Annotated in this window: 18 protein-coding genes; 11 read left to right on the top strand and 7 right to left on the bottom strand. The window is 36.2% G+C overall.

The window, feature by feature from the left end:
• Positions 1-12: 12 nt before the first annotated feature.
• The 11 genes from P278_RS04985 to P278_RS05035 all read left to right on the top strand — a co-directional run bounded on the left by P278_RS04985 (position 13) and on the right by P278_RS05035 (position 19,719).
• Positions 13-3,099: a glycoside hydrolase family 2 TIM barrel-domain containing protein gene (locus tag P278_RS04985; RefSeq protein ID WP_038263295.1), complete on the top strand. Its 3,087-nt coding sequence runs from the start codon at positions 13-15 to the stop codon at positions 3,097-3,099.
• Positions 3,100-3,404: 305 nt separating this feature from the next.
• The gene (locus P278_RS04990) at positions 3,405-3,944 is read left to right on the top strand and encodes an RNA polymerase sigma factor (protein WP_038265237.1); all 540 of its coding nucleotides are present in this window, start codon (positions 3,405-3,407) and stop codon (positions 3,942-3,944) included.
• Between the two features lie 51 nt (positions 3,945-3,995).
• On the top strand, positions 3,996-4,856 hold the full coding sequence (locus P278_RS04995; protein ID WP_038263298.1) for a FecR family protein: 861 nt from the start codon (positions 3,996-3,998) through the stop codon (positions 4,854-4,856).
• A gap of 120 nt (positions 4,857-4,976) precedes the next feature.
• Positions 4,977-8,210 (top strand): SusC/RagA family TonB-linked outer membrane protein, encoded by a 3,234-nt coding sequence (locus P278_RS05000; RefSeq protein WP_051413422.1) that lies wholly within the window; start codon positions 4,977-4,979, stop codon positions 8,208-8,210.
• Positions 8,211-8,237: 27 nt separating this feature from the next.
• A complete protein-coding gene (locus tag P278_RS05005; protein ID WP_161808343.1) occupies positions 8,238-9,893 on the top strand; it encodes a RagB/SusD family nutrient uptake outer membrane protein in 1,656 nt (551 codons plus the stop codon).
• 197 nt (positions 9,894-10,090) lie between these two features.
• The gene (locus P278_RS05010; protein WP_152973895.1) at positions 10,091-12,475 is read left to right on the top strand and encodes a hypothetical protein; all 2,385 of its coding nucleotides are present in this window, start codon (positions 10,091-10,093) and stop codon (positions 12,473-12,475) included.
• A 33-nt stretch (positions 12,476-12,508) separates the two neighbouring features.
• Positions 12,509-14,449, top strand: a complete 1,941-nt coding sequence (locus P278_RS05015) for a glycoside hydrolase family 97 protein (RefSeq protein ID WP_161808344.1) — start codon at positions 12,509-12,511, stop codon at positions 14,447-14,449.
• A gap of 12 nt (positions 14,450-14,461) precedes the next feature.
• Entirely contained in the window at positions 14,462-15,511 is a 1,050-nt protein-coding gene (locus tag P278_RS05020; protein WP_038263308.1) for a PEGA domain-containing protein, read from the top strand.
• Positions 15,502-17,355, top strand: a complete 1,854-nt coding sequence (locus tag P278_RS05025) for an amylo-alpha-1,6-glucosidase (RefSeq protein WP_082436093.1) — start codon at positions 15,502-15,504, stop codon at positions 17,353-17,355. Before P278_RS05020 ends, P278_RS05025 begins: the two co-directional genes overlap by 10 nt.
• A gap of 277 nt (positions 17,356-17,632) precedes the next feature.
• Positions 17,633-18,946, top strand: a complete 1,314-nt coding sequence (locus P278_RS05030) for a sulfatase-like hydrolase/transferase (protein ID WP_051413423.1) — start codon at positions 17,633-17,635, stop codon at positions 18,944-18,946.
• A 326-nt stretch (positions 18,947-19,272) separates the two neighbouring features.
• The gene (locus P278_RS05035) at positions 19,273-19,719 is read left to right on the top strand and encodes a hypothetical protein (protein ID WP_038263310.1); all 447 of its coding nucleotides are present in this window, start codon (positions 19,273-19,275) and stop codon (positions 19,717-19,719) included.
• A 205-nt stretch (positions 19,720-19,924) separates the two neighbouring features.
• Here P278_RS05035 and P278_RS05040 read toward each other — a convergent pair whose 3' ends face one another.
• The 7 genes from P278_RS05040 to P278_RS05065 all read right to left on the bottom strand — a co-directional run bounded on the left by P278_RS05040 (position 19,925) and on the right by P278_RS05065 (position 26,221).
• The gene (locus P278_RS05040) at positions 19,925-20,428 is read right to left on the bottom strand and encodes a DUF4494 domain-containing protein (RefSeq protein WP_038263312.1); all 504 of its coding nucleotides are present in this window, start codon (positions 20,426-20,428) and stop codon (positions 19,925-19,927) included.
• Positions 20,429-20,957: 529 nt separating this feature from the next.
• Positions 20,958-21,203, bottom strand: coding sequence for a hypothetical protein (locus tag P278_RS05045; protein WP_038263314.1), 246 nt, complete (start codon positions 21,201-21,203; stop codon positions 20,958-20,960).
• A 183-nt stretch (positions 21,204-21,386) separates the two neighbouring features.
• Positions 21,387-21,539, bottom strand: a complete 153-nt coding sequence (locus tag P278_RS16585; protein WP_161808345.1) for a hypothetical protein — start codon at positions 21,537-21,539, stop codon at positions 21,387-21,389.
• Between the two features lie 367 nt (positions 21,540-21,906).
• On the bottom strand, positions 21,907-23,025 hold the full coding sequence (gene leuB, locus P278_RS05050; protein WP_038263316.1) for a 3-isopropylmalate dehydrogenase: 1,119 nt from the start codon (positions 23,023-23,025) through the stop codon (positions 21,907-21,909).
• An 11-nt stretch (positions 23,026-23,036) separates the two neighbouring features.
• A complete protein-coding gene (gene leuD / locus P278_RS05055) occupies positions 23,037-23,627 on the bottom strand; it encodes a 3-isopropylmalate dehydratase small subunit (protein WP_038263319.1) in 591 nt (196 codons plus the stop codon).
• A 7-nt stretch (positions 23,628-23,634) separates the two neighbouring features.
• The gene (gene leuC, locus P278_RS05060) at positions 23,635-25,041 is read right to left on the bottom strand and encodes a 3-isopropylmalate dehydratase large subunit (RefSeq protein ID WP_038263321.1); all 1,407 of its coding nucleotides are present in this window, start codon (positions 25,039-25,041) and stop codon (positions 23,635-23,637) included.
• Between the two features lie 7 nt (positions 25,042-25,048).
• The gene (locus P278_RS05065) at positions 25,049-26,221 is read right to left on the bottom strand and encodes a 2-isopropylmalate synthase (protein ID WP_082436094.1); all 1,173 of its coding nucleotides are present in this window, start codon (positions 26,219-26,221) and stop codon (positions 25,049-25,051) included.
• Positions 26,222-26,309: the final 88 nt, after the last annotated feature.

The raw sequence follows: 26,309 nt of genomic DNA on the forward strand, positions 1-26,309 counted from the left end.
CTACTCAGCTGCATGATTATAGCTGGATTAAATTTTTCAAGATCTCAGACTTTAGATCCTTTTATTGAAAATCCGGACATTATAGAAATAAATAAGCTTCCTCCAAGAGCTAGTTTTTTTCCATATCAGTCTATACAAACCGCTGAATCTGCTGAAATAGATAAAGCAGGTAATTTTCTTTCTTTAAATGGAACGTGGAAATTTAACTGGAGTAAATCACCTGAGGAAAGACCATTAGATTTTTATAAAGAGGATTATGCTGTAGATGGATGGGATGATATTGCCGTTCCTTCGAATTGGGAATTGGAAGGGTTTGGAGTTCCTATTTATGTAAATGCGAGATATCCATTTCAAAAAGGCAAACTTTCGCCACCAGATATTCCTGATGGCTACAATCCGGTGGGATCTTACAGGCATACATTTAGGATTCCGGATGACTGGAACCGACAGCATGTTTATATTCATTTGGGAGCTGTTAAATCGGCATTCTATATTTGGATTAATGGACAAAAAGTTGGGTATAGTCAGGGATCTAAATTACCTGCAGAATTTAATATTACTAAATATCTGAGACCAGGAGAAAATACAATAGCTCTCGAAGTTTACCGATGGAGTGATGGCAGTTATTTGGAGTGCCAGGATTTTTGGAGAATTTCCGGAATAGAAAGAGATGTCTATTTATATGCCAGACCTAAAACATACATTCAAGATTATTTCTCAAAGGCAGGTCTAATAAATAATTACGAGGACGGTTTATTAGATTTGGATATCACCATAGATAACGATCAGGATCGTAGCGTAAAAGGTAGCATAGAAGTTCAATTGGAGCGTAATGGAATATCACACTTTTTGAGTTCAAAAGAGGTAATACTCCAACCGAATAGTTCCGGTAATTTTTCTTTCACAAAAGAATTTCCGGAGATTCAAAGCTGGTCGGCTGAATTTCCTAATCTCTATAATTTAACTATCCTTTTAAAGGATAGAAAGGAGCGTGTATTAGAGGTGGTTAAACGAGCCATAGGGTTTAGAACTTCTGAAGTTAAAAATGGGCAGTATTTATTAAATGGAAAACCAATTCTTTTTAAAGGAGTTAACAGACATGAGCATGATGCTATAAAGGGACATGTGGTTAGCAGAGCAGATATGCTCAGAGATATTAAAATTTTCAAAGAAAATAATATTAATGCAGTACGGACGGCACATTATCCTAATGATCCTTATTGGTATGAGCTTTGTGATATCTATGGTATCTATGTTGTTGATGAGGCCAATATAGAATCGCATGGCATGGGGTATGATCTTACTCGTACCCTTGCCAATAATCCTGATTGGCTTAAAGCTCATAAGGCCAGGGTAAGCAGAATGATTGAAAGAGATAAAAACCATCCATCGATAGTAATATGGTCTTTGGGTAACGAAGCGGGTAATGGATATAATTTTTATGAATCGTACTTATTGGCTAAGAAGTTAGATGAAACCCGTCCCACGCAATATGAAAGGGCATGGCATGAATGGAATACGGATTTGTTTGTTCCTATGTACAGAACACCGGAAGAGGTTGAAGCGTATGCGAAAGATGACCAATGGGATAAACCTTTAGTACAATGTGAATATGCTCATGCAATGGGGAACAGTATGGGTGGATTCAAAGAATATTGGGATCTTTACGAGAAGTATGATAAGTTACAGGGTGGATTTATTTGGGATTTTGTAGATCAAGGAATTAAAACCGTTAAAAACGGAAAGGAAATTTATGCTTATGGTGGGGATTTTGGTCCTGAGGGAACTCCTTCAGATAATAATTTCCTCAACAATGGATTAGTTCAGCCGGATCGGAAATTAAATCCTCATATATATGAGGTAAAACATATTCATCAGAATATCAAATTCTATGAGGATGATTTGGCAAAGGGGAAAGTTCGAATGAAAAATTGGTATTTCTTTGATGATCTCAGGAATTATGAATTAGTTTGGGAGGTGCTTGAGAATGGATCGAAAATAGAAACGGGAAAATTAGATAATATTCAGGTTCAACCTCAAGAAACATTGATTTTAGATCTTCCTTTCAAGTCGGTTTTAAAACCCGGGCAAGAATATTTTTTAAACCTGAGAGTGTTTCTTAAAAAAGATGAACTTTTATTGAATAAAGGTTTCGAAATAGCTTATGAACAGTTTCAATTACAACCTTTTGAATTCAAACCTACCAATATTTCTAAGCAAAAAATTGATTATGAAGTAAGAGGGAATGAATTGATTGTATCTGGAAAAGATTTCGAAATGGTTTTTGATATAGAAAAAGGTATTTTGGATAAATTTTTATATCAGGAAGATCTGGTTTTAAAGGAAGGTCCACAGATTGATTTTTGGAGGGCTCCCACGGATAATGATTTTGGAGCAGGACTCCAAAAAAAGTATCGAGAATGGAAAGACTTGTGGATTACGCAAAAGGCGAAATATTCAATTGATAAAACCGAAGAAGACAAGGTCGTTCTTAATTTTGAAAAAAATGTTTTTGATGGCGATGCTAAACTAGTTCAAAGTTTTTCGATTCATGGAAATGGAAGTATGGAAGTGAAAAATGAACTTCGGGCCATGAAGGGTGAGCATTCTGATATATTCAGGTTTGGAAACTCTTTAGTTTTACCCGAGGATTTTAATGAATTAAAGTGGTATGGAAAGGGGCCGTTTGAATCTTATAGTGATCGTCAGCATGCCGCAAAAGTTGGCATTTATGAACAGCGTATTGATGAACAATATTTCCCTTATATACGTCCACAGGAAAATGGGACCAAAAGTGGAGTGAGATGGGTAGTTTTTGAGGGTGCTAATGGTATACAGCTCAAGATGTCTGCCGCAAAAGAGTTTTATTTTTCAGCGCTTAATTATAGTAAAGAAGTGCTTGATTCCGGTTTGGAAAGAAAGCAGGAGCACGCAGGTGAATTACCGAATCCGAGCAAAGAAGTTTATGTACACATAGATGGATATCAGCAGGGGCTAGGTAGTATAAATAGCTGGGGTAGGTTACCTATGGAAAAATACAGGTTGCCATTTAAAACTTATACATATTCTTATTGGATAATTCCGTCGAAAAAGCAATAATTATATAACGATAGTTTTTTAGTTAGTTTTTTGTAACCAGGATCGTCTTTATTGGTGAGTTATATATGTTGCTTACTAAAAGGTCCTGGTTATTTTTTTGCCAGTACTAAAGGGAGTAAAGATTTATATAGCTCGTAGATCTTTTGATACTTGCAGTCATACATGTGTTAATACCTGAAAATTTCTTCTAACTGGTAGTAGCTATTTTTCTTATTAATTTATCATTCTTAAATTTAATTTTCTATTAAAAAACCATTTTATTAATAATATTTTAAAATTTTCATAATATTGCCACGATGGATACTATGGAAACAAATAAGCTGCGCATAAGGTTACTTCGTTATGGAGATGAGGATTCCTTTAAGCAACTCTATTTGGAATATTATTCAAAATTACAAGGAATAGGAAAGCGGTTTAATTTTAAGTTTTTAACACCGGAAGACTTTGTTCAGGAGACTTTTATAAAATTATATAAAAGTAAAGAGCAGCTTAAAGAAGATGTACTACTGGATAAACAAATCTATGTTATCTGTAGAAACATTATTCTGAATCATCTTAAAAAGGAAAAACGAAGTATTTCTCTTGTCGGTGAGGACCTTATTGGCATGGAACATCAAGAAAATGACCAGGATTCCGAATTAATGGATAAAAAAAAGAAAGAGCTTTCGCGATTGATTAAACAGCTTCCAGAGAAAAGAAAAGAGGTTTTTACATTACATAAAATAGAACAATATACCTACGAAGAGATTGCAGAGATTACTCAATTATCTAAAAAGACCATAGCTAATCATATCTACCTTGCAAATAAGTTTATTTTAGAAAATCTTAAAAAAATTACCTTATAGATTGGGAACTTTCTTTTTTTCAATTGTTATGTATGTAAATAGCAATGAAAATTGGAAGAGCCTAAAAAAAAGTACAACGATTTACTGGAAGACCTTTGGAACCAATCTCATGAGGTGTCTCATTCATCTGATGCAGAAGCTTCATGGCATCAATTTGCTAAGAGGGTTGGTATTAAGGAAAAACGTGAAGTGATCAGGATGCGAGCTATATATTATGCCGCAGCAGTAATTGCACTGACAATTGCCATTGGGAGTTTTATTTACCACCAGACCCGCATAGATTATTTGGTTGTTGAGAATCCAGGGATTGGTTATAAAAAAGTGATACTACCAGATAGCTCTATGGTATCTATTGCCCAAGGAACCACTTTGTATTATGCTCAAAACTTTAATGAGAAAAGAAGTGTCAGACTTGAGGGAGATGGATATTTTGAAGTTCAAAGGAATGAAGCATTACCATTTACTGTTGCCTGTTACAAAACATTAACTACTGTATTAGGAACTTCATTTAACATTAAATCGGATCGAAGAGAAAATGTAGATATAGCGCTTTATGAGGGTAGTATTAAGGCTTCGGTGGAAGGAGTTAAGAACGATTGGTTATTAACTCCAGGTGAACAATTGAAATATAGAGGGCATAAAAAAATAAGTATAGAGCCCTTTAACAACTTTTTTAATCCTCTTGAATCCAATTTTGACCTTGAAAATGTTAGTGTAAAAGAACTTATAACCTACGTTAAAGAGATTTTTGGTTATGAAATTGTTATCGACACCGAATATCTTAATAACAGCATTACACTCCGAATCAATAAAAATGATTCTCTTCAAAATATTATAGAAGTAATAAGTACAATTTATAAACTAAAACCAGAAATAGATGAAGACATGAAAAGAATTACCCTATCGAAGTAAAAAAAGGATTCACCAAGCGTCCAAACTGAGAATCCTTTTTAGTAAAATTTAAAAACGGGAGTGTTAAGCATATTGTTTAACGGGCTCCGCTATTTAATTAACCAAAATTAACAAATTATTATGAGAAATCTACTCGTGGTGTTGTTTTTTATGACAACATTATTATGTTCTTCACAAGAAATTTCTTTATCCCTGAACAATCCTAAATGGGAAGAAATTCTTAAAAGAATTGAGTCTCAGAGCGAATACAAATTTGCTTACGACAGTACTTTTAAACTAACTACAAAATCTAATTTAAATCTAAAGTTTACCGATGCCTCTTTAGAGGATGTTATAGCATATTTGCAAAAGAATACTAATTATAATTTTAAGATTTTAGGAAAGAATATTACCATCACTGCCAAGCAGAATCAATCTTCGAAAGAACAGGCCATGACGGTGGAGGGGACTGTTTATGATGAGGCGGGTACACCACTTCCCGGAGTATCTGTAATGATTAAAAAGACTACTGTTGGCGTTTCTACAGGTTTTGATGGTAAATACGGAATAGAAGCCAGGAAAGGAAATATATTGGTATTTCAATATATGGGATTTACCAAACAGGAGGTTATGGTTGATGGCAATCAACTGGATGTAACCTTGAAGGAAAATGTAGAAAGTCTTGATGAAGTTGTAGTTGTTGGATTTGCAACACAGAAAAAGGTTGATCTGACTGGTGCTGTAACTTCAGTAAAAGGAGATGAGATTGTTGAAAAACCCATGTCTGATGTTAGACAAGCTCTTCAAGGAGTGGTACCGGGTTTAACTATTATTGACAGAGGAGGTAGTCCGGGAAATGAGTCATTGTCTTTTAATATACGGGGATTAAGTTCTGTAAGCGCAAATACGAGTCCGTTGATCTTAATTGATGGAATTCAATCAGACATAACCCAAATTAACACGAATGATATAGAAAGTATTTCGGTTCTTAAAGACGCTGCTTCAGCTTCAATATATGGAGCTCGTGCTGCCAATGGAGTAGTTCTTATAACAACCAAGAGGGGTGCTCAGGGAGAATATAAGGTAGATTACCACGGTTATGCAGGTGTTCAGACCCCAGCAACTTTACCCGAAGCGGTTACTGCCGAGCAATATTTACGTTTAGTCAATGAGGCATTGGTTAATGCGGGAAGGCCCGAAAAGTATTCTGAAGAATACATACAAAATACAATTGCTGGTACTGACCCTATAAATTATCCATATGTTAATTTGTTTGAAGAATTGTATAAAGATGGTTTCATTCAAAATCATTCTTTTGCTGTTCGAGGAGGAAATGAGGGAACAAAAATTGCGGTGTCTGCAAATTACTTAGATCAGGAAGGGATGTTGAAGAACACCAGGAGTACCAAGACCGGCGGTAGATTAAATGGTGACTTTAAGCTGAAAGATTATGCAAGGTTACGTACAGATATTTATTACAATAAGAGAAAATCTTTAACTCCCAACAGATATGGGGATGCCATTGGTGCTATTGTAGGGACTTCTCCTGTAACCGTTTTGCAATATCCAAATGGGGTCTATGGGCTGAATAAAGATAATACCAATGCTTTGGCTGCTCTTGAAAAAAGTGGAATGAACCAGAGTTTCAATGAGGACTTTAGTGTGAATCTTGGCCTGGACATTGATCTGATTGAAGGACTTACTCTAAAAACAGACTATTCTTATTTACGATCAACTTACAGGTATAAAAATTTCAGAGCTTCATATAATTTTAGAGACCCTAATGATATTTCTTCAATTGTTTATCGATGGACACCAAATCAGCTAGTTGATGGACGCGATGAATCGGGACAATGGAACTTTAAGAGTATTCTTAACTACGACCTCAATCTAGATAATCACCAATTTAATTTTTTAGGGGGTATTGATGTTATTGAAAATAAGAGAAACAGAATCTGGGCTAGTCGACAAAATATTTATAATGAAGAAACCCCCGAGCTTAATTTAGGAGATGTCACTTCTGAAAAGAATGGAGGTTACAGCGAGGATTGGTCTTTGTTTTCCTATTTAGGACGGGTGAATTATAGCTTTAAAAATAAATATTTATTTGAGGGAAATATACGTTATGATGGCTCCTCACGATTTGGGGATGGTCATAAATGGGGCGTGTTTCCATCTTTTTCTGCTGGTTGGAGAATATCAGAAGAAGCTTTTATAGATTCAATTGAATGGATCAATAACTTGAAATTAAGAGGTTCATGGGGGCAATTAGGAAATCAAAATATTGGATTATACCGCTTTTCTTCAACAATATATTCGAATTACCCTTATAGCTTTAACGATAATGAGGTTGATGGTTTTTCGCAGCGGTATTATGCCAATGAAAACATAACCTGGGAAACTACTGAAATGACAGATTTTGGATTAGATATTGGATTATTTAATAACAAAATAGATATAGTTTTTGACTGGTTCATTAAGGATACTGATGATATGCTTCTAACCTTGCCAATATCTCCATTGGTAGGTTTGGATCCCTCTGAATTGAATATTGGTAGTGTTAGAAATGAGGGATGGGAATTCGCAATAAATTATAACGGGAACATTAATACATTTAATTATTCCATAGGTTTTAATATTTCTCAGATAAACAATACGTTAACGGACTTTGGTGGCAATGAACCTTCAATTAATAATTGGTTTATACTTAAAGAAGGTGAAGCTATTAATTCTTTTTATGGATATAAGTCTGATGGTCTTTTCCAGTCTCAGGAGGAAATTGATACCCATCCAACTCAGCCTAATCATGCGAGTTTAAAACCGGGTGATATTAAGTTGGTAGACTTAAATGATGATGGTGTTATCAATAGCGATGACAGGGCTATTATTGGTAGTAATATTCCTAAATATCAGTACGGAGTGAATTTGGGAGCTTCTTTTAAAGGTTTTGATTTAAATTTATTTTTCCAGGGAGCCTATCAAGTCGATAACTATCTCTATGGTGCCCCAAATGAAGGTCCTGCGTATGAGATATTTACCACTACACGTGTATTGGATCGTTGGACACCTGACAATACTGATGCCTCATTCCCAAGATTGGAAGCAGCTTCTAATAAAAATAATTATTTATTCAATGATTTTTGGTTAAGAGATGCCTCTTACCTGAGATTAAAGAACCTGCAACTCGGGTACTCACTTCCTGAATCGGTAATAGGGAGGATGAATGTTGATAAGATTAGGTTATACTTTGGGGGAACTAATGTGTTTACCATTACAGATGTTGAATCAGGTTTAGATCCTGAAACATTAGATGGAAGACCTTCTTATTATCCTCCGGTTTCTACCTATACGTTAGGATTACAACTTACTTTTTAACGATTAATGATATTAAAATATAAAGATATGAAAGTATATAAATCAATGATTGCGGTCTTTCTTCTACTATCTTGTATTGCATGCAATAACGATTTTTTAGAGAGAGCACCGAGTGATCAAATATCAACGGCCAATTTTTTTAAACAAACCAAGGATTTAGAGGTTGCACTGAATGCGGTATATGATGAAATAGGATTTAATTCATGGTGGGTTACCTATGGTAGTGGAACAGATATGTTAAGGATTGAAGCGTTGACAGATAACGCTTTAGACCATCATTCCTGGAATGCGGGATATAGACTTGCCGATGGTACAGCAGCCCCGGATGACGGCTATTCCTCCTACAGGTGGAAAATGCGTTATGTTGGAATTCAAAGAGTTAATAGGATATTTGAAGGAGTTTCAGGTATAGAAAATATAGATGAAGAATATAAGAACAGGCTTTTAGGGGAGGCAGCGTTTTTAAGAGCGTATTTTTATTTTGACTTGGTTTATCTCTTTGGCGATGTACCTTACCTAACCACCAGTGTTTCCCCAACCGAGGTTCAAGGAACTGAAGAAGGCCCTACCACCATTGCTCAAAGAGTGGATAAAGATCTTATTCTTGATGATTTGGTAACCCAACTCAATGCAGTCGTGAACGATTTACCAGTGTCTTATCCTGACTCCGATAAGGGTCGTGTAACCAGAGGAGCTGCACTTTTTCTTAAGTCTAAAATATTATTATATCAGGAAAAATGGAACGAGGCTGCAGCCGCAGCTAAAGCAGTTATGGATCTTAATGCTTATCAGTTATTTCCAAAGTATGAAACCCTTTTCGATTATGAAGGGATTGGAAGCAGCGAGGTTATATTTGATATTCAGGTAAAACAAGATGTTAATCAGGGAGAATTCTACACGCAAAATTACGGACCAAATTCCGTCGGAGGATGGAGCAGTTCTTGTCCTCTTCAAAGCATGGTGGATGCATATGAGTGTATAGACGGGTTAACGATTGAAAGCTCTCCATTGTATGATCCTAACAATCCATACGAAAACAGAGATCCTAGGTTAAGGTATTCTATTTTGTATCCTGGTCATGAATGGAGAGGTGGGGTGTATAATACAATTCCTGGTGCTACGTATGATAGTTCCATTGTTTATGGAGATCAATTAGGTGATGGAGCTCCGGGAGAGTGGAATAAAACTGCGACCGGGTATAATTGGTTGAAGTATATTTCTAATCAGGATATCGATGAGTCTGATTATTGGGATGGTGGAGTGCATTTTATACTGATGCGATACGCTGAGGTATTATTAGTTTATGCTGAAGCTAAAATCGAAGCTGGAAGCATTGACCAAAGTGTATATGATGCTATTAACGAGGTACGTCAGCGTGCGGATGTAAATATGCCTCCTGTAATGGGAGGGCTTTCTCAAAGCGAATTAAGAACTATAGTGAGAAGGGAAAGGCGCGTTGAATTGGCCTTTGAGGGGCAACGTCTTTTAGATATCAGACGATGGAAAATAGCCGAAGACGTTATGCCGGGTGTGCCTGAGGGTTTAACTTACCTAGATGCTAACGATAATGAAGTTACCCTCAATTGGGGAGAACGTATTTTTGACCCTAATAAACATTACCTCTGGCCTATACCTCAAAACGAAATTGATATTTCAAAAATAGAACAGAATCCAGGTTGGTAGTACTTGAGTAGATCGAGAACTAACTTATAACTACCGATTTGTATGCAGCCGATAGGCAATATTTGATATTCTATCAATCCGATTTCGGCTGCATACAAGTTGGTAAGTACTCTTAGAAATCTAATTTTTTAGGGGCTAGGTTAGTATTGCCTAAATATTAATCAGAATAACTTACTTATTAAATGAATATGAATTACATGAGACTTTATTGTGTTTTCTTTATGATGCTACTATTTACAAAGATTTCTGTGGCTCAGGAAACCATTTATCCGGGTGCTAATGAAGGCACACCGTCGAAAGCGCAATATTTTAGTTGGATTAATAATACGAATGAAGGAGCTACAGAGGAACAAACCATGATCAACTTTGATTTTTTTGAATGGTTAAAAGACACCTATGGTATGCAGTTGGATATATATGCTTTTGATGCAGGAGCTATTGATGGAAAAAGATTTTATGGGAGTATAAACTCCGAAAGATTTGACGGACAGTTCCCGCATGGATTTGACCCTATTTATGAAAGAGCGAAAAGCATTGGATTCAGGCTTGGAGTTTGGGGCGGACCTGATGGTTTTGGAGATACCCCTGAAGAGGAAAAAAGACGTATACAACAAATGGTAAGCTTGTGCAGAGATTATGATTTTGCTCTTTTCAAATTTGATGCGGTATGTGGTCCTTTACGTCCTGAAAAAGAAGATGCTTTTATTGAAATGATGGAACAATGTCGAACCTATAGTCCGGATCTTATCCTTTTAAATCATCGATTAGGGCTTAATAAAGCGAAGCCCTATGCGACCACATTTTTATGGGGTGGTAATGAAACCTATATAGATGTTTTTATGACCAATAACACTACTGCTCCTCATCATCGGGCTGGTGCTTTAGCCAGAGGATTGGTGCCTGGATTAAAGCGATTAACTGAAGACCATGGAGTATGTATTTCTTCGTGTCTTGACTATTGGGATGATGATCTTATACTCCAGGCCTTTAACAGAAGTTTAATTCTTGCTCCCGAAATTTATGGGAATCCGTGGTTATTATCTGACGAGGAATTTCCCAAGTTGGCCAGGATCTATAATATTCATCGTAAATACAAGGATATTCTGACCAAAGGGATGGCACTCCCGGAAGATGTTTATGGACCGGATGCAGTTTCAAGAGGTGATCAAAATACGCGGATTATAACAGTTAAAAATTTAAGCTGGAGTGATAAGACGTATACCATTCGGTTGGATCAGGAAATTGGAATAAATGGAAGTGATGGTATTAAGCTAATTCAGGTGCATCCAAATGAACAGTATTTAGGCAGCTATACCTTTGGTGATGAGGTTAAGGTTAGTGTACCACCATTTCGTTCAGCTTTATTTATTGCAACGACAAGATCTTATGAAACTCCTTTAATAAAAGGCGCTCCTTATCAAATTATAAAAGATGTGCCGGGCGAGACTGTAATACTGGATGTTTTAGGAGCACCAGACTCCAAGCGTGTAATTTCTTTGCAAAATCCAGAATTATTCAAAAGCGGAATTGTTGAAGGTAAAAGCGCTGCTAAACTATTGGAAGGTCAAGGAGTGAAAGTGCGTTTTAAAGGAGAAGGTTTAAAACTTCCAACTCATCGAAAACTGAATGAATTTGAAGAAATACCAATCCCTCATGATTCAGATGCTTTGTATGAGGCTACGGTTTTTGCTGCCGATAATAATGCACTTGAGATACGATCGCTTCATCGTTCAGGGTCGACTGAAATACCTCAGGTTCAAAAAGCCAGGGATGCATTTTTTAATCAGAGGGTTTTTGTAGAAAGAGGTATCTGGGATAAGAACCTATTTGACGGAAATATGGAAACTGGTTTTTGGCCTTCCCGAAAATATAATATTGATCAAAAGATAAAGGGAGGTGCATTTCGATTGAATTTAGGTGAATTGACAGCCATTGATCAGCTCATTATAAAGGTTCCGGATGATTTTTCTTTACAACCCTTATTGACTGGAGAGGCAAATTATGTTGAGGTTTCTAAAGATCTAAACGAATGGAAACAATTATCATACATAGCGGGTAAAACCATGTCTATTCACATAAACGATACTATTCAATACCTAAGATTTAAGGAGCAACCACAGCGGATAACAGAGATTGAGGGGCTTTATCAGGATAGACCATTAAATCGTAGAAACTGGCGGGCGTCGAACCTGTTTGCTTATTCAAATCAAATGAAACCGGTAAAAGCCTGGAAATCATCTTTTGTATTGGAGGAATTGGCTGGAAATAGTTATTTAAGTATTGCGCTTAATGGGAAGCACGGTATCGAAGGTGCCTATGTGGCAGCCAAGATTGACGGTAAATTGGTAGGAGCACCGGATAGAGCGGTTTCTTATCCTTCTAATACCTGGGAGTATGTTAATGCCAAAGCAGACAGTAATTATACATACTATATACCCTTAGACGATTCTTGTATAGGGAAGGATATTGAAGTTTATGTCATGGCTTATGATAAGGAGCATCTTGAAATACGTCCGGAGGTCTGGATATCATCACCTAATCAGGGGAAGGAAAAAATTAGAATTGAATTTGAACGTAAATAATCCAGAGCTATGTTTAGTAAAATAAAAACCGTCATGGTTTTCATTTGGTTACCATTTTTGGTAGCCTCTCAAGATAATGGTAAAATATACAGTGTAGTTTCACCTGATAAAGGGATCATTTTTAATTTAAAGGTTGGTATGCAATTGCAGATTTCAGCTAGTTTTGAGGGTCAGGTTCTTCTGGAGCCTTCAATACTAGCAATGAATTTGTCTGATCGCGTACTCGGGGAAAATGCTGAGGTGGAAAACATAGAGAAGGCAAGCATTTCAGAAATTATTCATCCTATTGTAAAAATTAAAGAGGCCGAGATTTCCAATAACTGTAATGAACTACGGGTTCACTTTAAACAGGGTTTTTATTTAGTACTAAGGGCATACAATGAGGGATTTGCTTATCGTTTTGGTACTCAATACGATGAATCCATAACTATTCTTTCAGAAACAGGAGATTATCGTTTTCCTGAAAATCATATGGTTTGGTGGGGTAAGGAAACCCAATTTCAGTCTCATAATCAGGTGTTTTACGATTACCAGTCTTTGCGTAATATCGAGGCTACCGATTTGGCAAGTTTACCGCTCATCATTAACCCGATGCATGGACCTAAAATTGTGATTACAGAAACCGATTTGATCGATTATCCCGGAATGTGGATACAGGGCTCCGGAGCTAATACAATTTCCAGAGTTTCACCTAAATACCCTAAAACTATTGGTGCTTTATCAGATAGAAATCTTCCCATTTATGAGCGTGAAAATTTTATAGCTAAAACTAAGGGTTCCAGAACTTTTCCATGGCGTATTTTTGTTGTTGCCAGTGATGATGCAGATTTAATAAATAATCAATTACCATTTGTTCTGGCCTCTTCCAGTCAGATTAAGGATCCGTCTTGGATTCAACCGGGAAAAGTATCCTGGGATTGGTGGAATGCTAACAATCTATTCGGGGTTGATTTTAAGGCAGGAGTAAATACAGCAACTTATAAGTATTATATAGAATTTGCCTCTAACTTTGGAATTGAAAATATTTTATTAGATGAAGGTTGGTATACATTGGGTGATCTCTCTAAGGTTGTTCCTGAGATAAACATGGTGGAGATCCTTGACTATGCAAAACAAAAAGGTGTAGGTGTTATTTTATGGTGTGTTTGGAAAACTTTAGACGAGCAATTTGAAACAGCTTTTAAACAGTTTAAAGATTGGGGCATAAAAGGTATAAAGGTAGATTTCATGAACAGAGACGACCAGGAAATGGTGAATTTCTATTACAAAATAGCTGAAAAGGCTGCTGAGAATAAGTTGCTTGTTGATTTTCATGGTTCTCATAAACCTGCAGGAATTCATAGAATGTTCCCAAATGTTTTGACCATGGAAGGTGTGAATGGAGGGGAGGAGTTTAAATGGAGCATGCACCAAACTCCTGAACATGATCTTATAATTCCCTTTGGAAGAATGTTGGCAGGCCCTATGGATTATACTCCGGGTGCTATGATTAATGCTCAACAGAAAGATTATAGCCCGATATTCGACACACCAATGAGTATGGGCACACGTTGCCATCAATTAGCTATGTTCGTGTGTTATGAGAGTCCTCTTCAAATGTTATGTGACAGTCCCTCCCGATATTACAAAGAACCAGAATGTATGGAGTTTATGTCTGCGGTTCCGTCTGTTTGGGATGAAACCATTGTCTTAGCTGCAGAAATTTCCAATTATTTGTTGTTGGCTCGCAGAAATGGGAATGAATGGTATGTAGGAGGAATGACGGATTGGAATTCGAGAGCCATGGAAATAAACCTTTCTTTCCTTCCGAAGGATACAAAATATACCATGACCCTATATCAGGATGGGCTGAATGCCGATCGAATAGGAATTGATTATAAACAATCCAAACTAATCGTAGATCATTCTTTTAAGAAGTCGATTCATCTGGCTAAAGGAGGTGGTGTAGCTCTTCGATTGGTACCCGTTAATTAAAAATATTTAATTATGAAAAAAGTAATAAACTATAAAGTAGCTTTAATAAGTGTTTTATTCATCTATGCGATGATGATTAACCTGGGGTGTAACTCTATAGATGAATCTTCTGCTGAGGAGACCAACAAGCCAGATACCTCTAAATTTAACCTTAGCGTAGCAGCAGTTGAGGAAGGGGCAGCTATTTATATTGATGGAGTGTATACCGGGAAATCAACACCGGCAAATTTTTTAGTTTCTAAAGGTGAACATGTGATAGGAGTTGGTCTTAATACTGCTAAAACTTATTTAAGGAGAGAAGTGCAAGTATCAAGTACCACCGAGCAATTGGTTATTTCTCTTGATGAAGCAGACCTGCAGCAACCAAAAACTTGGAAGGTTCTTTTTGTAGGGGTAAATCAGGTTACGACTGCAAACGGTAATTGCATATCTTCCTACAGTACAGAACAATTAGATTTGGCTTACGAATTTCTGAAATGGAGTTTTGAAGAGAAGGTAGAGCCTTATTCATACAATACGACGAATTGGGAGTTTTATCGCAGCGATATTACGACTGATATTGTTCAGTTGAGTAATGATCATTTGATTAATCCGGAAATTTTTGAAAGTAAGATTATTGATATACAAAAAGGGGATTATGATCTGATCGTATCCTTTTTTAGAGGGGCTCAACAAGATTGTTTCATAGCCGACTTTATTGGTATTGCCTGGTATGATGTAACGGCTCTCTCTTCTGAATCCTCTTATTTTACAATACGATATTACGATGATCTTGAAGGTGCCATGATAACATCAAAACAAAACGATCCGGGAATGTTTATTCATGAATGGTTACACACGGTAGCCGAAAGGTTTTATCCAAACAGAGGATATACCATGCCAACATTCAAAGGTCAGGTGGTTCATGCAGCAGAACGATATGGATATTCAGCTCCCTGGATGAGCTGGTATGAGGATATTATTGCAGGTAAGGTTAAGGACGGTTCCAGTTATGTAGGGATAGGACCTGAGGCATTTTTGGAATGTACAGTTAGGGAACAAGCTATTGGGCAATGTTTATGATTAGACAGGTGAAACACCATAGGTTACAATTTTATATTCCTTCAGGAAGATTTGTTCAATTCATGATCATGTTGTTGTTGGTTTCCTGTGCCAAGCAGCAAAAAAGCAATAAGCAAAAAACTTCACTAGCTGTTGAATCACATTTTATCGCACCAGCCTATACTCCTGGAAGTCTTGAGTTCGATGTTAAAGAGGTTCCTTTCAGTAAGAAAGGGTCATATATGTCGTGTTCATCAAGAGGTTTAACTGATGATGATGAGGGACTTTTTATTTGGGATGTTTCGGGAAGAGGAGAAGATCGTGGTATTATTAAAATAGAACCTATATATCATGGAGATATTGTGGCTTCAACCATTACAGCAACACCAGAGAAATTAACCTTTAATACCGAATTTGGTGAATTGGGAATTAGCTTTGATGGCGATCAGGTATTACGTTTTTATTCAGCGCATGGCATTGGTGTTAAATTGTCAGTTAGACAATCATATATGTTACCTCGAAATGACCATCAATTAAGAATTATTCAGGGCGCCTTTTTACGGTATATGCTTAGTACCCTACGTGGTGAAATGCAACAGAAAGAAAATAAGGTTACCAATGGTATTATAATCAATATTGAGCCAGAGGATAATGGAACTATAGATTTTGTAATCGAAGAATATGAGAGTGAATGGAATGAACATGGGTATTCAGTGTCATTTTCGAAAGCAGTTGAGGAGGTTCGAAATCAGTTTTCTGAATGGATGAGAACAACACTTCCGGTGAATAAAGAGTACGAACATACAAGAGTATTGGCAGCCTATATAAATTGGTCAAGTATAGTTGCCTCCAGAGGTTTACTAAAAAGACCTACCATGTTGATGTCTAAAAACTGGATGCATCGGGTATGGAGTTGGGATCATTGTTTTAATGCTTTGGCACTTGCAGAAGGGAATCCCCAGCTTGCATGGGATCAATTTATGGTGATGTTCGATCAGCAACATGAAAACGGTGCATTGCCCGATTGCATGGATGATTATAGCATGATCAGGGGATATGTAAAGCCTCCCATTCATGGATGGGCGCTAGATAAGCTAATGATGCGTGGAGTGGTGACAAAGGAGCGTATGAAAGAAATCTACGAACCATTGACCAGGTGGACAGATTTTTGGATGAATTATCGGGACGATGATAAAAATGGGATGCCCCAATATCATCATGGTAATGATTCGGGATGGGATAATGGCTCTGTCTTTGCCGAAAACAGATATGTTGAAGGACCAGAGTTGAGTGCATACCTGATCATTCAAATGAACGTTTTAGCTAAAATAGCCAGAAAACTGGGAAGGCCAAGTGATACTGTTCATTGGGATCAAAAAGCAAATACTTTGCTAAATCGATTAATCGAACGGAGTTGGGTTAATGGAAAATTTGTTTCTAAGTATGTTGGTAGTGATAACTGGAATAAGAACAGTAAAAGTCTGATGGCTTTTTTACCGCTGTTATTGGGAGAACGACTACCGATCGAGATCAGGGAAAAAATGATTCATGATTTATGTTCGGATGAAGGTTATGCCACGTTATATGGACCTGCGACAGAACATCTTCAAAGTTTGTATTATAAGGAAGATGGATATTGGCGTGGAGCTATATGGGCTCCAACCACCTATTTAATTATTGATGGTTTGGTCGCTTGTGGTGAAACTCATTATGCCAAAGAAATGACTACCCGTTTTGTTAATATGTGTAATGAAAATGGCTTTGGTGAAAATTTTGATCCACTAACAGGAACTTCTTTGAGGGATCCTGCTTATACATGGACGGCAAGTGTCTTTTTATTATTGGCTCATGCAAATTTAGAATAAGAAATAGTTTAAGTTGGTTCAGTTTGTTTAAAGTCATTGCCGTATTACGGTGATGGCTTTTTTATTTTAATATGGAATTTGATATCAATAAGAAGTTTACAGGAAACTTACATTCTTAATCCATCAGGCTTTTTTGGGATGCATTAATAATGTTTATTTATTTTTAAAAGCTTAAAAGAAAACTAAATTGTTATATGGTGATTAGTTTGTAATTTAGGTGAGGGTGGTAGGTTTATAGGGGCTCCATTTTTAAAATATTTTAAAATCATATAATTAGATGAAAGCTATTGTTTTAAATACATTATTTGCATTGTTTTTTGTCATGACTTCATGCTCCAATCAGGGAAGTGATGATCGACCTAATGTTGTTTTGATTATGGTTGATGATATTGGTTATGAGTGTATAGGAGCTTATGGCTCAACGTCCTATAGTACACCCAATATTGACAGGCTGGCCTCCAGGGGAATTCTTTTTTCTAATTGTGTTTCTCAACCTTTGTGTACCCCATCCAGAGTGAAGATTATGACTGGGAAATATAATTATAGAAACTATGATTATTTTGGACATTTAAATCTTTCGGAGTACACCTTTGGGAATCTCATGCAAGATTCGGGCTACGAAACATGCATAGCAGGTAAATGGCAATTAAATGGTCTTGCTTATAAGGATATCATAACGGATTGGAGCGATAGTTCCCGACCTGTTAAATTCGGTTTTCAGGAATATTGTTTGTGGCAACTAACCAAGGAGCGAAAACATGGCGGCCGCTACAGCAATCCATTGATCGAACAAAATGGAGAAGTATTAGGACGAAATGTTGATGATTACGGGCCAGATATATTCTCAGAATTTGTCGTTGATTTTATTGAAAGAAAAAAGGATAAGCCTTTTTTCGTTTATTATCCAATGGTATTGGTTCATGATCCATTTGTTCCTACTCCGGATTCCTCTACTTGGTCAAACTTAGAAAACAGATATAAGAACGATACATCATATTTTAAAGACATGGTCGCCTATACCGACAAAATTGTGGGTAAGATTATCAATAAATTAGAGGCATTAGACCTTGATGATAATACCATAATAATTTTTACCGGAGATAATGGTACTCATCCTACTATTGAGTCTCAACTTGGTGAGGAACGAATAACAGGGGGGAAGGGTAACACAACAGATGCAGGAACTCATGTACCTCTAATTGTATATTGGCCCGATCAAATTAAGCGTCCTGTTGTTATAGATGACCTGATAGAGTTTAGTGATTTTTTTCCAACTTTAGCTGAGTTAACAAGTACCAAGGTTGAAGCTGATGGTAAAAGCTTTTATCCATTATTGACAGGAGGAACTTACCAAGCCAGGAAGACTGCCTTTGTGCATTATGATCCTAGATGGGGTAAAAATGTAAATCGGTACAGAAATCAGTTTGTAAGGTCTTTGGGATATAAGCTATATGCAGACAGTAGTTTATACGACTTAACAAATGATAAGCTGGAATTAAACCCTTTAACTATTGATTCCCTTAACACAGATGAACAAATTATAAGAACTGAATTAGTAAAAGAGTTAAAACGACATCCGGCCTGGAAATAAATAGACATTGAATAGCATCCTGATATTATTTATTTTGAGGTTGTATGTTTATTCAGCTCTTTCGGGAAATATCAAATTGTTCTTGTTGCAATTAACATTCTTCTGATCATGTGTTTTTATCTAATAATGTTAAGCATGAACGTTGTTTTGGTAGCGGATGGGAGGTCATAAAGGATATAGAAGTTGTTACAAAGCGGTTAAGTCTAAAATGATCTGTAATGTATTTGAATCAATGACTTTTGTTGTTTAACATGCTGATTCGTATTCTTTTAATGTTGTTTTGGTTTTCTTAATTTTAATAGAGTAAATCGGTAAAAAGTAAAGTTATGGAAAAGGCAAAAACATTTGATTCACTTGACAGAGAGGATAGAGAACTTCTACTAAAAGCGCCTGTATTGGTTTCATTTATGGCAGCCACTAAAGATAATATTATGGATGCACAGGAAAAGGCTGATGCCTTAGATATGGCTCATTTAAGAACTTTTACCGCGAATCCGAAGTTACAACCTTATTATATGGAGGTTGAGAAACGCTTTAAACCGCTGTTAAAAGAAATGATCGAGATGTATCTTCCTATGAATGAATATACCAGAAAGACAGTTAAAGAAGAGATCAATAAAATCAATGAACTTCTTGGGGAGATGGATAAGGAGTTTGCTACTCTATTACACAAAAGTCTTAATAGTTATGCGGAACACGTAAGAAAGGCTGATCGCAATGTTTTAGAATATTTCATGATCCCTTTTATAGTTCCCGGAATTAATGAATTATAGTATTTGATGAAAGATATCCAGGTTAGCTGGGTACGCTAAAATAATTTGGATCCGTTAAATTAAATATGCAGATTACTCAGTTTAAAACCTGTAAAGTTTAACGTGATTTCTGCCATGGCAAAAACATCTTTTAACGTTTAAATACCCAAATAAATTCGATTCGAAGGAGATAGAGGCTCCCCGAATCGAATCATTAATAATTTGATTAACTTTCAGAAACTTCAACCTCAGAAGGGGTTTCCTCAAGTTGATTGTACTTCTCCAACTGTTCTTCTTCTCCCGTAAAGTATGGAAATACATCAAATATTGGAGATTCCGTAATAGAAGGGATCGTATAATCACTCATGGTGTCTTTCATTGCCAATGTAGTGTTTTCGAACGCTTCTTTTACATCATTGGCCTGAACGAGTAAATAAATATTGGATTTACGTTCTTTTCCGCTTTGCTCATCAATGGTTATTAATGATACTTTGGTTTTGAACCAACGATCTGAATTTTCAAACGGATGGACCTCAGAGAAATTAGCCACTTTGATATTCATGATCTGAAATTCCTCACTTGTTAACTCTACCATTACTTCATTAATTCTCGATTCAGCTTCGGTAAATGAAACAGCATCCAGAAGGTAGGTTTCAGAGGTTAGTTTTTGTTCTCCGGTTTCATGGGTTTTTCTATATTTTACTTTGCATTCGTACCAGGTTACGCTCATATTTTTAATTTTTTAGGGTGCCAAAAGTAAAATTAAAATGGTTCCATAAAAATTAATTATACCCTGAGTTGTTCACAATTTATACTATCCGTACTTCAATACATCAGTATAGCGTTTAGATTGTGATGATTAGAGGTTAGGTCTGTTGATGAAGAGCAATGAATATACTTAAGGAAACATTTTATACAGGAATGAACAGTAATATACTCGTCCATACTTTATCCATACTTTAACCATACTTCATCTATACCGTAACTACGCTTGAAATATGCATTATTTGGTGCTTAATTTTGATGAGTTTGGTATTGAAAAATAAGATTTAAACGATTTTGTATGAATTTATACAACCTGCTAAAATGCATGTAAAATTAGAAGATTATGGAAGACACCATAATGTTCTAATGTAAGTCTTTTGGGCTGTTTTACGGGTTTAAAAAAACAGCGGCACAAACAGATACATCATTCCGCAAATGATAATTATGAAATTTAGTTATGCAATTGGAACAGGGTATATTCGTTAGACTACTTATTAGTATAAAGAAGCTAATTCAATACGCACTTCTTTTAATTTTACAATGTATTCTTTAACATCGTGAATTAATTCGCCGTCTTCGTCTAATTCGACCTTTTTGAATACACATACTTCATCATTAATTCTTTTGATATGTGCTTTGATGGTGGCATTTGAAAAGTAGATATTTACGATATCACCACAGCTGAATTTAGACTTTATTCTTTTAGCGAAGAAACTGGTTGAGAGTAAGTTTGGTATCATGTTTTATAAGTTTAGGTAAATAAGAAAATTAAGATATTCCAAAATGCTTAAATCCATTAATTTACCGGATAAACAGTATTTAATGTTCGATATAAGTACCAAAACGTATTATTATAGAGTGATCAAAAATTAACAACCTTCATGTGGTCATGAAGGTTGTAAAATTCATTTTAAGAATGATTTTTATCTGTTTTGGTTGTTCATTTTTTGCATAATGGTATCAAATTTTTCATTGGTAATGGGATTTACGTTTTGAATTTTGAGATACCAGTTTAAAAAGTTATTCATTCGTTTAATTGAGCTTTGTCCTTTTTGAGATGTAATGGTAGTATTCATAACCCTCTGGTTTTTTGGTATACATTGTAGTTACATACATCATTTAATCAATTATATCCTTAATAATTGTTTAAATGTAACCGATTTAACGGCAGTTCCATCATGAGATTACGAGGCGATAAAGTAGGTTTAAAACAGTTTAAATGAGCATTTAAAGCGTTTACTTAAATTTATGAAATTGAGGAGGTTAAGGTTGAAAGTTGCGGATTAACCGTGTTTAAAATCCGATAAAATGGGAAAAATGAATGTTAATTCAGGGTGGGAGATAAAAGAAAACCCCCACTCTAAAGGTGAGAGCGGAGGTTTAACACACACTAAAAACTAATCAAATTTAATGAATAGAGAATTGGTTGGTTAATGGTCTAGTTTAAATAATTGTGGACTGTCCGTAATTAATATTTTCCTGATTGTAGTTGATTGAATCCTCAGCATGAGCAATATAATCAGCAATAAAATCTCCTACTTGTTCAGTACCATACTGACTGTCCGGGTTAAGGTCGGTTGTTACTATTTTCATTTCAAGCGACTTATCGACCGCTTTATTTATGGCTTGAGCTTCTTCGTTTAATCCAAAATGCTCTAATAGCATGGCTGCCGATAAAATCGAGGCAACAGGATTTGCGATGTTTTTTCCTTTGGCTTGCGGAAAAGAACCATGAATTGGTTCGAACATTGCGTTTTCATCACCTACCGAGGCAGACGCTAATAATCCGATTGATCCGCCAATAACACTACCTTCGTCAGAAATGATATCACCAAACATATTTTCCGTTAAAATGACATCGAACTGACTTGGGTTTAAAATTAACTGCATTGCAGCATTATCAACAAAAAGGTAGTCTAATTCAACATCTTCGTAACTTTTACCAATATTTGTAACAACTTTCCTCCATAATCGGGAAGTTTCTAAAACGTTGGCTTTATCTACAAGTGTTAATTTCTTTTTTCTATTTCTTGCAGCTTTAAATGCAAGATGGGCAATACGTTCTATTTCTTTTTCTGAATATTCACAAAGGTCAGAAGCTATAGTTCCTTGTTCATTTAGTTTTTTCTCTCCAAAATAGATTCCTCCTGTGAGCTCACGATATATAGTAAGGTCGGTTCCTTCAATTCGATCTCTCTTTAAGGGCGATTTATCGATTAGTGTAGGGTAGGCCTTAATAGGTCTGATATTTGTGAAAAGTCCTAATGATTTTCTCAGCTTTAACAAGCCTTGTTCCGGACGTACTTTTGCCGATGGGTCATTATCATACTTAGGATCTCCGATGGCTCCGAATAAAACTGCATCATATTCCAGGCACAGATCCAAAGTTTCCTGGGGAAGCGGATCACCAGTTTTATCTATAGCAATAGCTCCAGCTAAAGCTTCTTTAAAGGTAAAAGTATGGTTATATACATCTGCTACGGCATTTAAGGTTTTAATTGCTTGAGCAGTTACTTCAGGTCCGATTCCGTCTCCGGATAATACAGCTATATTTAATTTCATAACTTATTTACTTAAAATTTTCTGGAAGCTTCAAAAGCTTCAATCTTCTCACGTTTACTTACTAAAAAGTCGATATCATCATAACCATTAATCAAACACATTTTTTTGTATGCATCGATATCGAACGATTCTTTAATGTCTGTATTTGCTACCTCAAAAGTTTGATCTTCGAGATTGACAATGAGCTCAGTATTTGCATTTTCTTCAATAGCATTAAATACAGCTTTTAATGTCTCTGGTGATACTTGAATTGGTAATAAGCCATTGTTCAGGGCATTTCCCTTAAAAATGTCGGCGAAATAACTCGATATAACAACTTTGAATCCATAGTCTGTAAGCGCCCATGCAGCATGCTCACGGCTACTTCCACAACCGAAGTTATCACCAGCAACTAATATTTTTCCGCTGTATTTATTATTATTGAATACAAAAGATTCATTTTCACTACCATCCTTATTAAAACGCCAGTCTCTAAATAAGTTTTCTCCAAAACCAACTTTATTAGTTGCCTTAAGAAAACGAGCAGGAATGATCTGGTCAGTATCGATGTTTTCGATGGGTAGTGGTATAGCTTGTGATTTTAATTTCTCAAATTTTTCCATAATATTCTTAGGCAATAACTAATTCTTCTTCCTCAATTTCTTTACTTACATCTACAATTTTACCGGCAATGGCCGTAGCCACTGCTACCAGTGGACTCGCTAAAATAGTTCGAGCTCCCGGACCTTGTCTTCCTTCAAAATTTCTATTAGAGGTAGAAACACAATATTCACCTGCAGGTATTTTATCTTCATTCATTCCTAAACAAGCGGAACAACCACTTTGGCGTATTTCAAATCCTGCTGCTTCGAAAATATCTTGTAATCCTTCCGCTTTAATCTGTTTGGCAACTTGTTGCGATCCCGGTACAATAAGGGCAGTTACATTGTCAGCTTTTTGCTTTCCTTTTATATATGCTGCTGCGGTTCTGAAATCTTCAATTCTTGAATTGGTACAACTTCCTACAAATACATAATTAATTGGCTTTCCAAGTAATTTTTCACCTTTTTCAAAGCCCATATACTTGATTGACTTTTCAAAAGAAACGTCGTTGATCTCAGGTATACGGTCGGTGATTTTTATTCCCATACCCGGATTGGTTCCATAAGTAACCATCGGTTCTATATCGGCAGCATCAAACTCATATTCTTTATCGAATGTAGCTCCTTCATCGGTTGGAAGAGTTTTCCAGTAAGCTACTTTTTGATCAAACGCTTCTCCTTCAGGGGCAAATTCACGGCCTTTTACATATTCGAATGTCGTTTCATCAGGAGCAATCATACCTCCACGAGCACCCATTTCTATACTCATGTTACAAACGGTCATTCGACCTTCCATGGTCATATCTTTGAAAACATCACCGGCATATTCTACGAAATAACCTGTACCAGAGTTGGTGCCTAGTTTGGCTATGATATAAAGAATAACATCCTTGGGAAGGACACCATTTTTAAGTTTTCCGTTTACTGTAATTCGCATACTTTTTGGTTTACTTAACAGTAAACATTGGCTAGCAAATACCTGTGCGACCTGACTGGTTCCAATTCCAAATGCAATGGTTCCGAATGCACCATGGGTAGATGTATGGCTATCGCCACAAACCATGGTCATCCCTGGTTGCGTAATTCCTAATTCAGGTGCCATTACGTGCACGATTCCCTGATATGGATGCCCCAAACCATAGAGTGTAATTCCTTGCTTATTACAGTTTTCTGTAAGCATCTCCACCTGCTTTTTAGATAGAAGATCTTGAATGGGCAGGTGTTGATCTTTAGTTGGAACATTATGGTCTGCCGTGGCAACAATCTGATCTTTCCTAAAAACAGGTATGTTACGTTCTTCCAATTCTGCAAAAGCCTGCGGACTGGTAACTTCGTGAATTAAGTGTTTGTCTATATATAAGATTTGTGGCCCGTTTTCAACAGTATCTACTACATGAGCGTCCCAAACCTTATCGAATAATGTTTTCTTTTCCATTTATAAATTATGCAATCGCTTTAATATCAATTTTACTAAGTTCAATGATCTTATGAATATCGTCATCCAACACTTCTTTCTTAAGGTCGGCAAATTTCAGGAATTCCTGATAAACTTCATCAAGTTGTAACTTAGTTAATTCGTATCCTACATTTTTGGCACGGTAAGCTAATGCTGCACGTCCACTACGAGCTGTTAATACAATAGCAGACTCCGTTACCCCTACATCGGCAGGATCAATAATCTCATAGGTCTCCCTATTCTTGATAACACCATCCTGATGAATACCTGAACTATGTGCAAAAGCATTCGATCCAACAATCGCTTTGTTTGGCTGTACAGGCATAGCCATACTCTCTGATACCAATTTGCTCATTTCATACAAATGTTTCGAATTGATGTTAGTATCCAGGTTTAAGTATGGATGCTGGCGAAGAATCATAACTACTTCTTCTAAAGCTGTATTACCAGCACGTTCACCAATACCATTAATCGTACATTCAATTTGGCGAGCTCCATTGGCAACACCAGCGATAGAATTGGCAGTAGCCAAACCTAAATCATTATGGCAATGGCATGATAAAATAGCCTTGTCTATATCCTTAACATTTTCTCTAAGGTATTTCATTTTTGCGCCATATTCTTCCGGAAGGCAATACCCTGTAGTGTCAGGAATGTTAAGTACAGTAGCACCAGCCTTCACTACAGCTTCACAAATTCGAGCTAAAAATTCATTATCTGTTCTACCGGCATCTTCTGCATAGAATTCTACATCCTCGACAAAAGTCTTAGCGTATTTAACTGCTTCTACAGCACGCTCAATTATTTTTTCACGTGTACTATTAAATTTATATTTAATATGTGAGTCTGATGTACCTATTCCGGTATGTATTCTCGGCTTTTTAGCGTATTTTAGCGCTTCTGCTGCCACCTCAATATCTTTTTTAACGGCACGTGTAAGCCCGCAAACGGTAGCATTTTTAACGATCTTTGCAATTTCTGTAACCGAAGTAAAGTCGCCCGGACTAGAAATTGGAAATCCTGCTTCAATCACATCCACTCCCAGCAGATCCAGTCTTTCAGCTATAACCAACTTTTGTTCGGTGTTTAACTTACATCCAGGAACCTGTTCTCCATCTCTTAATGTTGTGTCGAAAATTTGGACTTGTTCTTTACTCATATTGAATTTTTATAGTAATTTCATTAATGTGGAACGAATATATATATTGCGGTGTTAAAGTCGAATACTTCTTTATATAGTATTACAA

It is taken from the genome of Zhouia amylolytica AD3, assembly GCF_000511935.2.
Taxonomy (GTDB): domain Bacteria; phylum Bacteroidota; class Bacteroidia; order Flavobacteriales; family Flavobacteriaceae; genus Zhouia; species Zhouia amylolytica.

Coding starts and splice junctions, on each gene's coding strand:
- P278_RS04985 (WP_038263295.1), top strand. CDS start 13: ATGATTATAGCTGGATTAAATTTTTCAAGATCTCAGACTTTAGATCCT.
- P278_RS04990 (WP_038265237.1), top strand. CDS start 3,405: ATGGAAACAAATAAGCTGCGCATAAGGTTACTTCGTTATGGAGATGAG.
- P278_RS05000 (WP_051413422.1), top strand. CDS start 4,977: ATGAGAAATCTACTCGTGGTGTTGTTTTTTATGACAACATTATTATGT.
- P278_RS05005 (WP_161808343.1), top strand. CDS start 8,238: ATGAAAGTATATAAATCAATGATTGCGGTCTTTCTTCTACTATCTTGT.
- P278_RS05010 (WP_152973895.1), top strand. CDS start 10,091: ATGAGACTTTATTGTGTTTTCTTTATGATGCTACTATTTACAAAGATT.
- P278_RS05015 (WP_161808344.1), top strand. CDS start 12,509: ATGGTTTTCATTTGGTTACCATTTTTGGTAGCCTCTCAAGATAATGGT.
- P278_RS05020 (WP_038263308.1), top strand. CDS start 14,462: ATGAAAAAAGTAATAAACTATAAAGTAGCTTTAATAAGTGTTTTATTC.
- P278_RS05025 (WP_082436093.1), top strand. CDS start 15,502: ATGTTTATGATTAGACAGGTGAAACACCATAGGTTACAATTTTATATT.
- P278_RS05030 (WP_051413423.1), top strand. CDS start 17,633: ATGAAAGCTATTGTTTTAAATACATTATTTGCATTGTTTTTTGTCATG.
- P278_RS05035 (WP_038263310.1), top strand. CDS start 19,273: ATGGAAAAGGCAAAAACATTTGATTCACTTGACAGAGAGGATAGAGAA.
- P278_RS05040 (WP_038263312.1), bottom strand. CDS start 20,428: ATGAGCGTAACCTGGTACGAATGCAAAGTAAAATATAGAAAAACCCAT.
- P278_RS05045 (WP_038263314.1), bottom strand. CDS start 21,203: ATGATACCAAACTTACTCTCAACCAGTTTCTTCGCTAAAAGAATAAAG.
- P278_RS16585 (WP_161808345.1), bottom strand. CDS start 21,539: ATGAATACTACCATTACATCTCAAAAAGGACAAAGCTCAATTAAACGA.
- leuB (WP_038263316.1), bottom strand. CDS start 23,025: ATGAAATTAAATATAGCTGTATTATCCGGAGACGGAATCGGACCTGAA.
- leuD (WP_038263319.1), bottom strand. CDS start 23,627: ATGGAAAAATTTGAGAAATTAAAATCACAAGCTATACCACTACCCATC.
- leuC (WP_038263321.1), bottom strand. CDS start 25,041: ATGGAAAAGAAAACATTATTCGATAAGGTTTGGGACGCTCATGTAGTA.
- P278_RS05065 (WP_082436094.1), bottom strand. CDS start 26,221: ATGAGTAAAGAACAAGTCCAAATTTTCGACACAACATTAAGAGATGGA.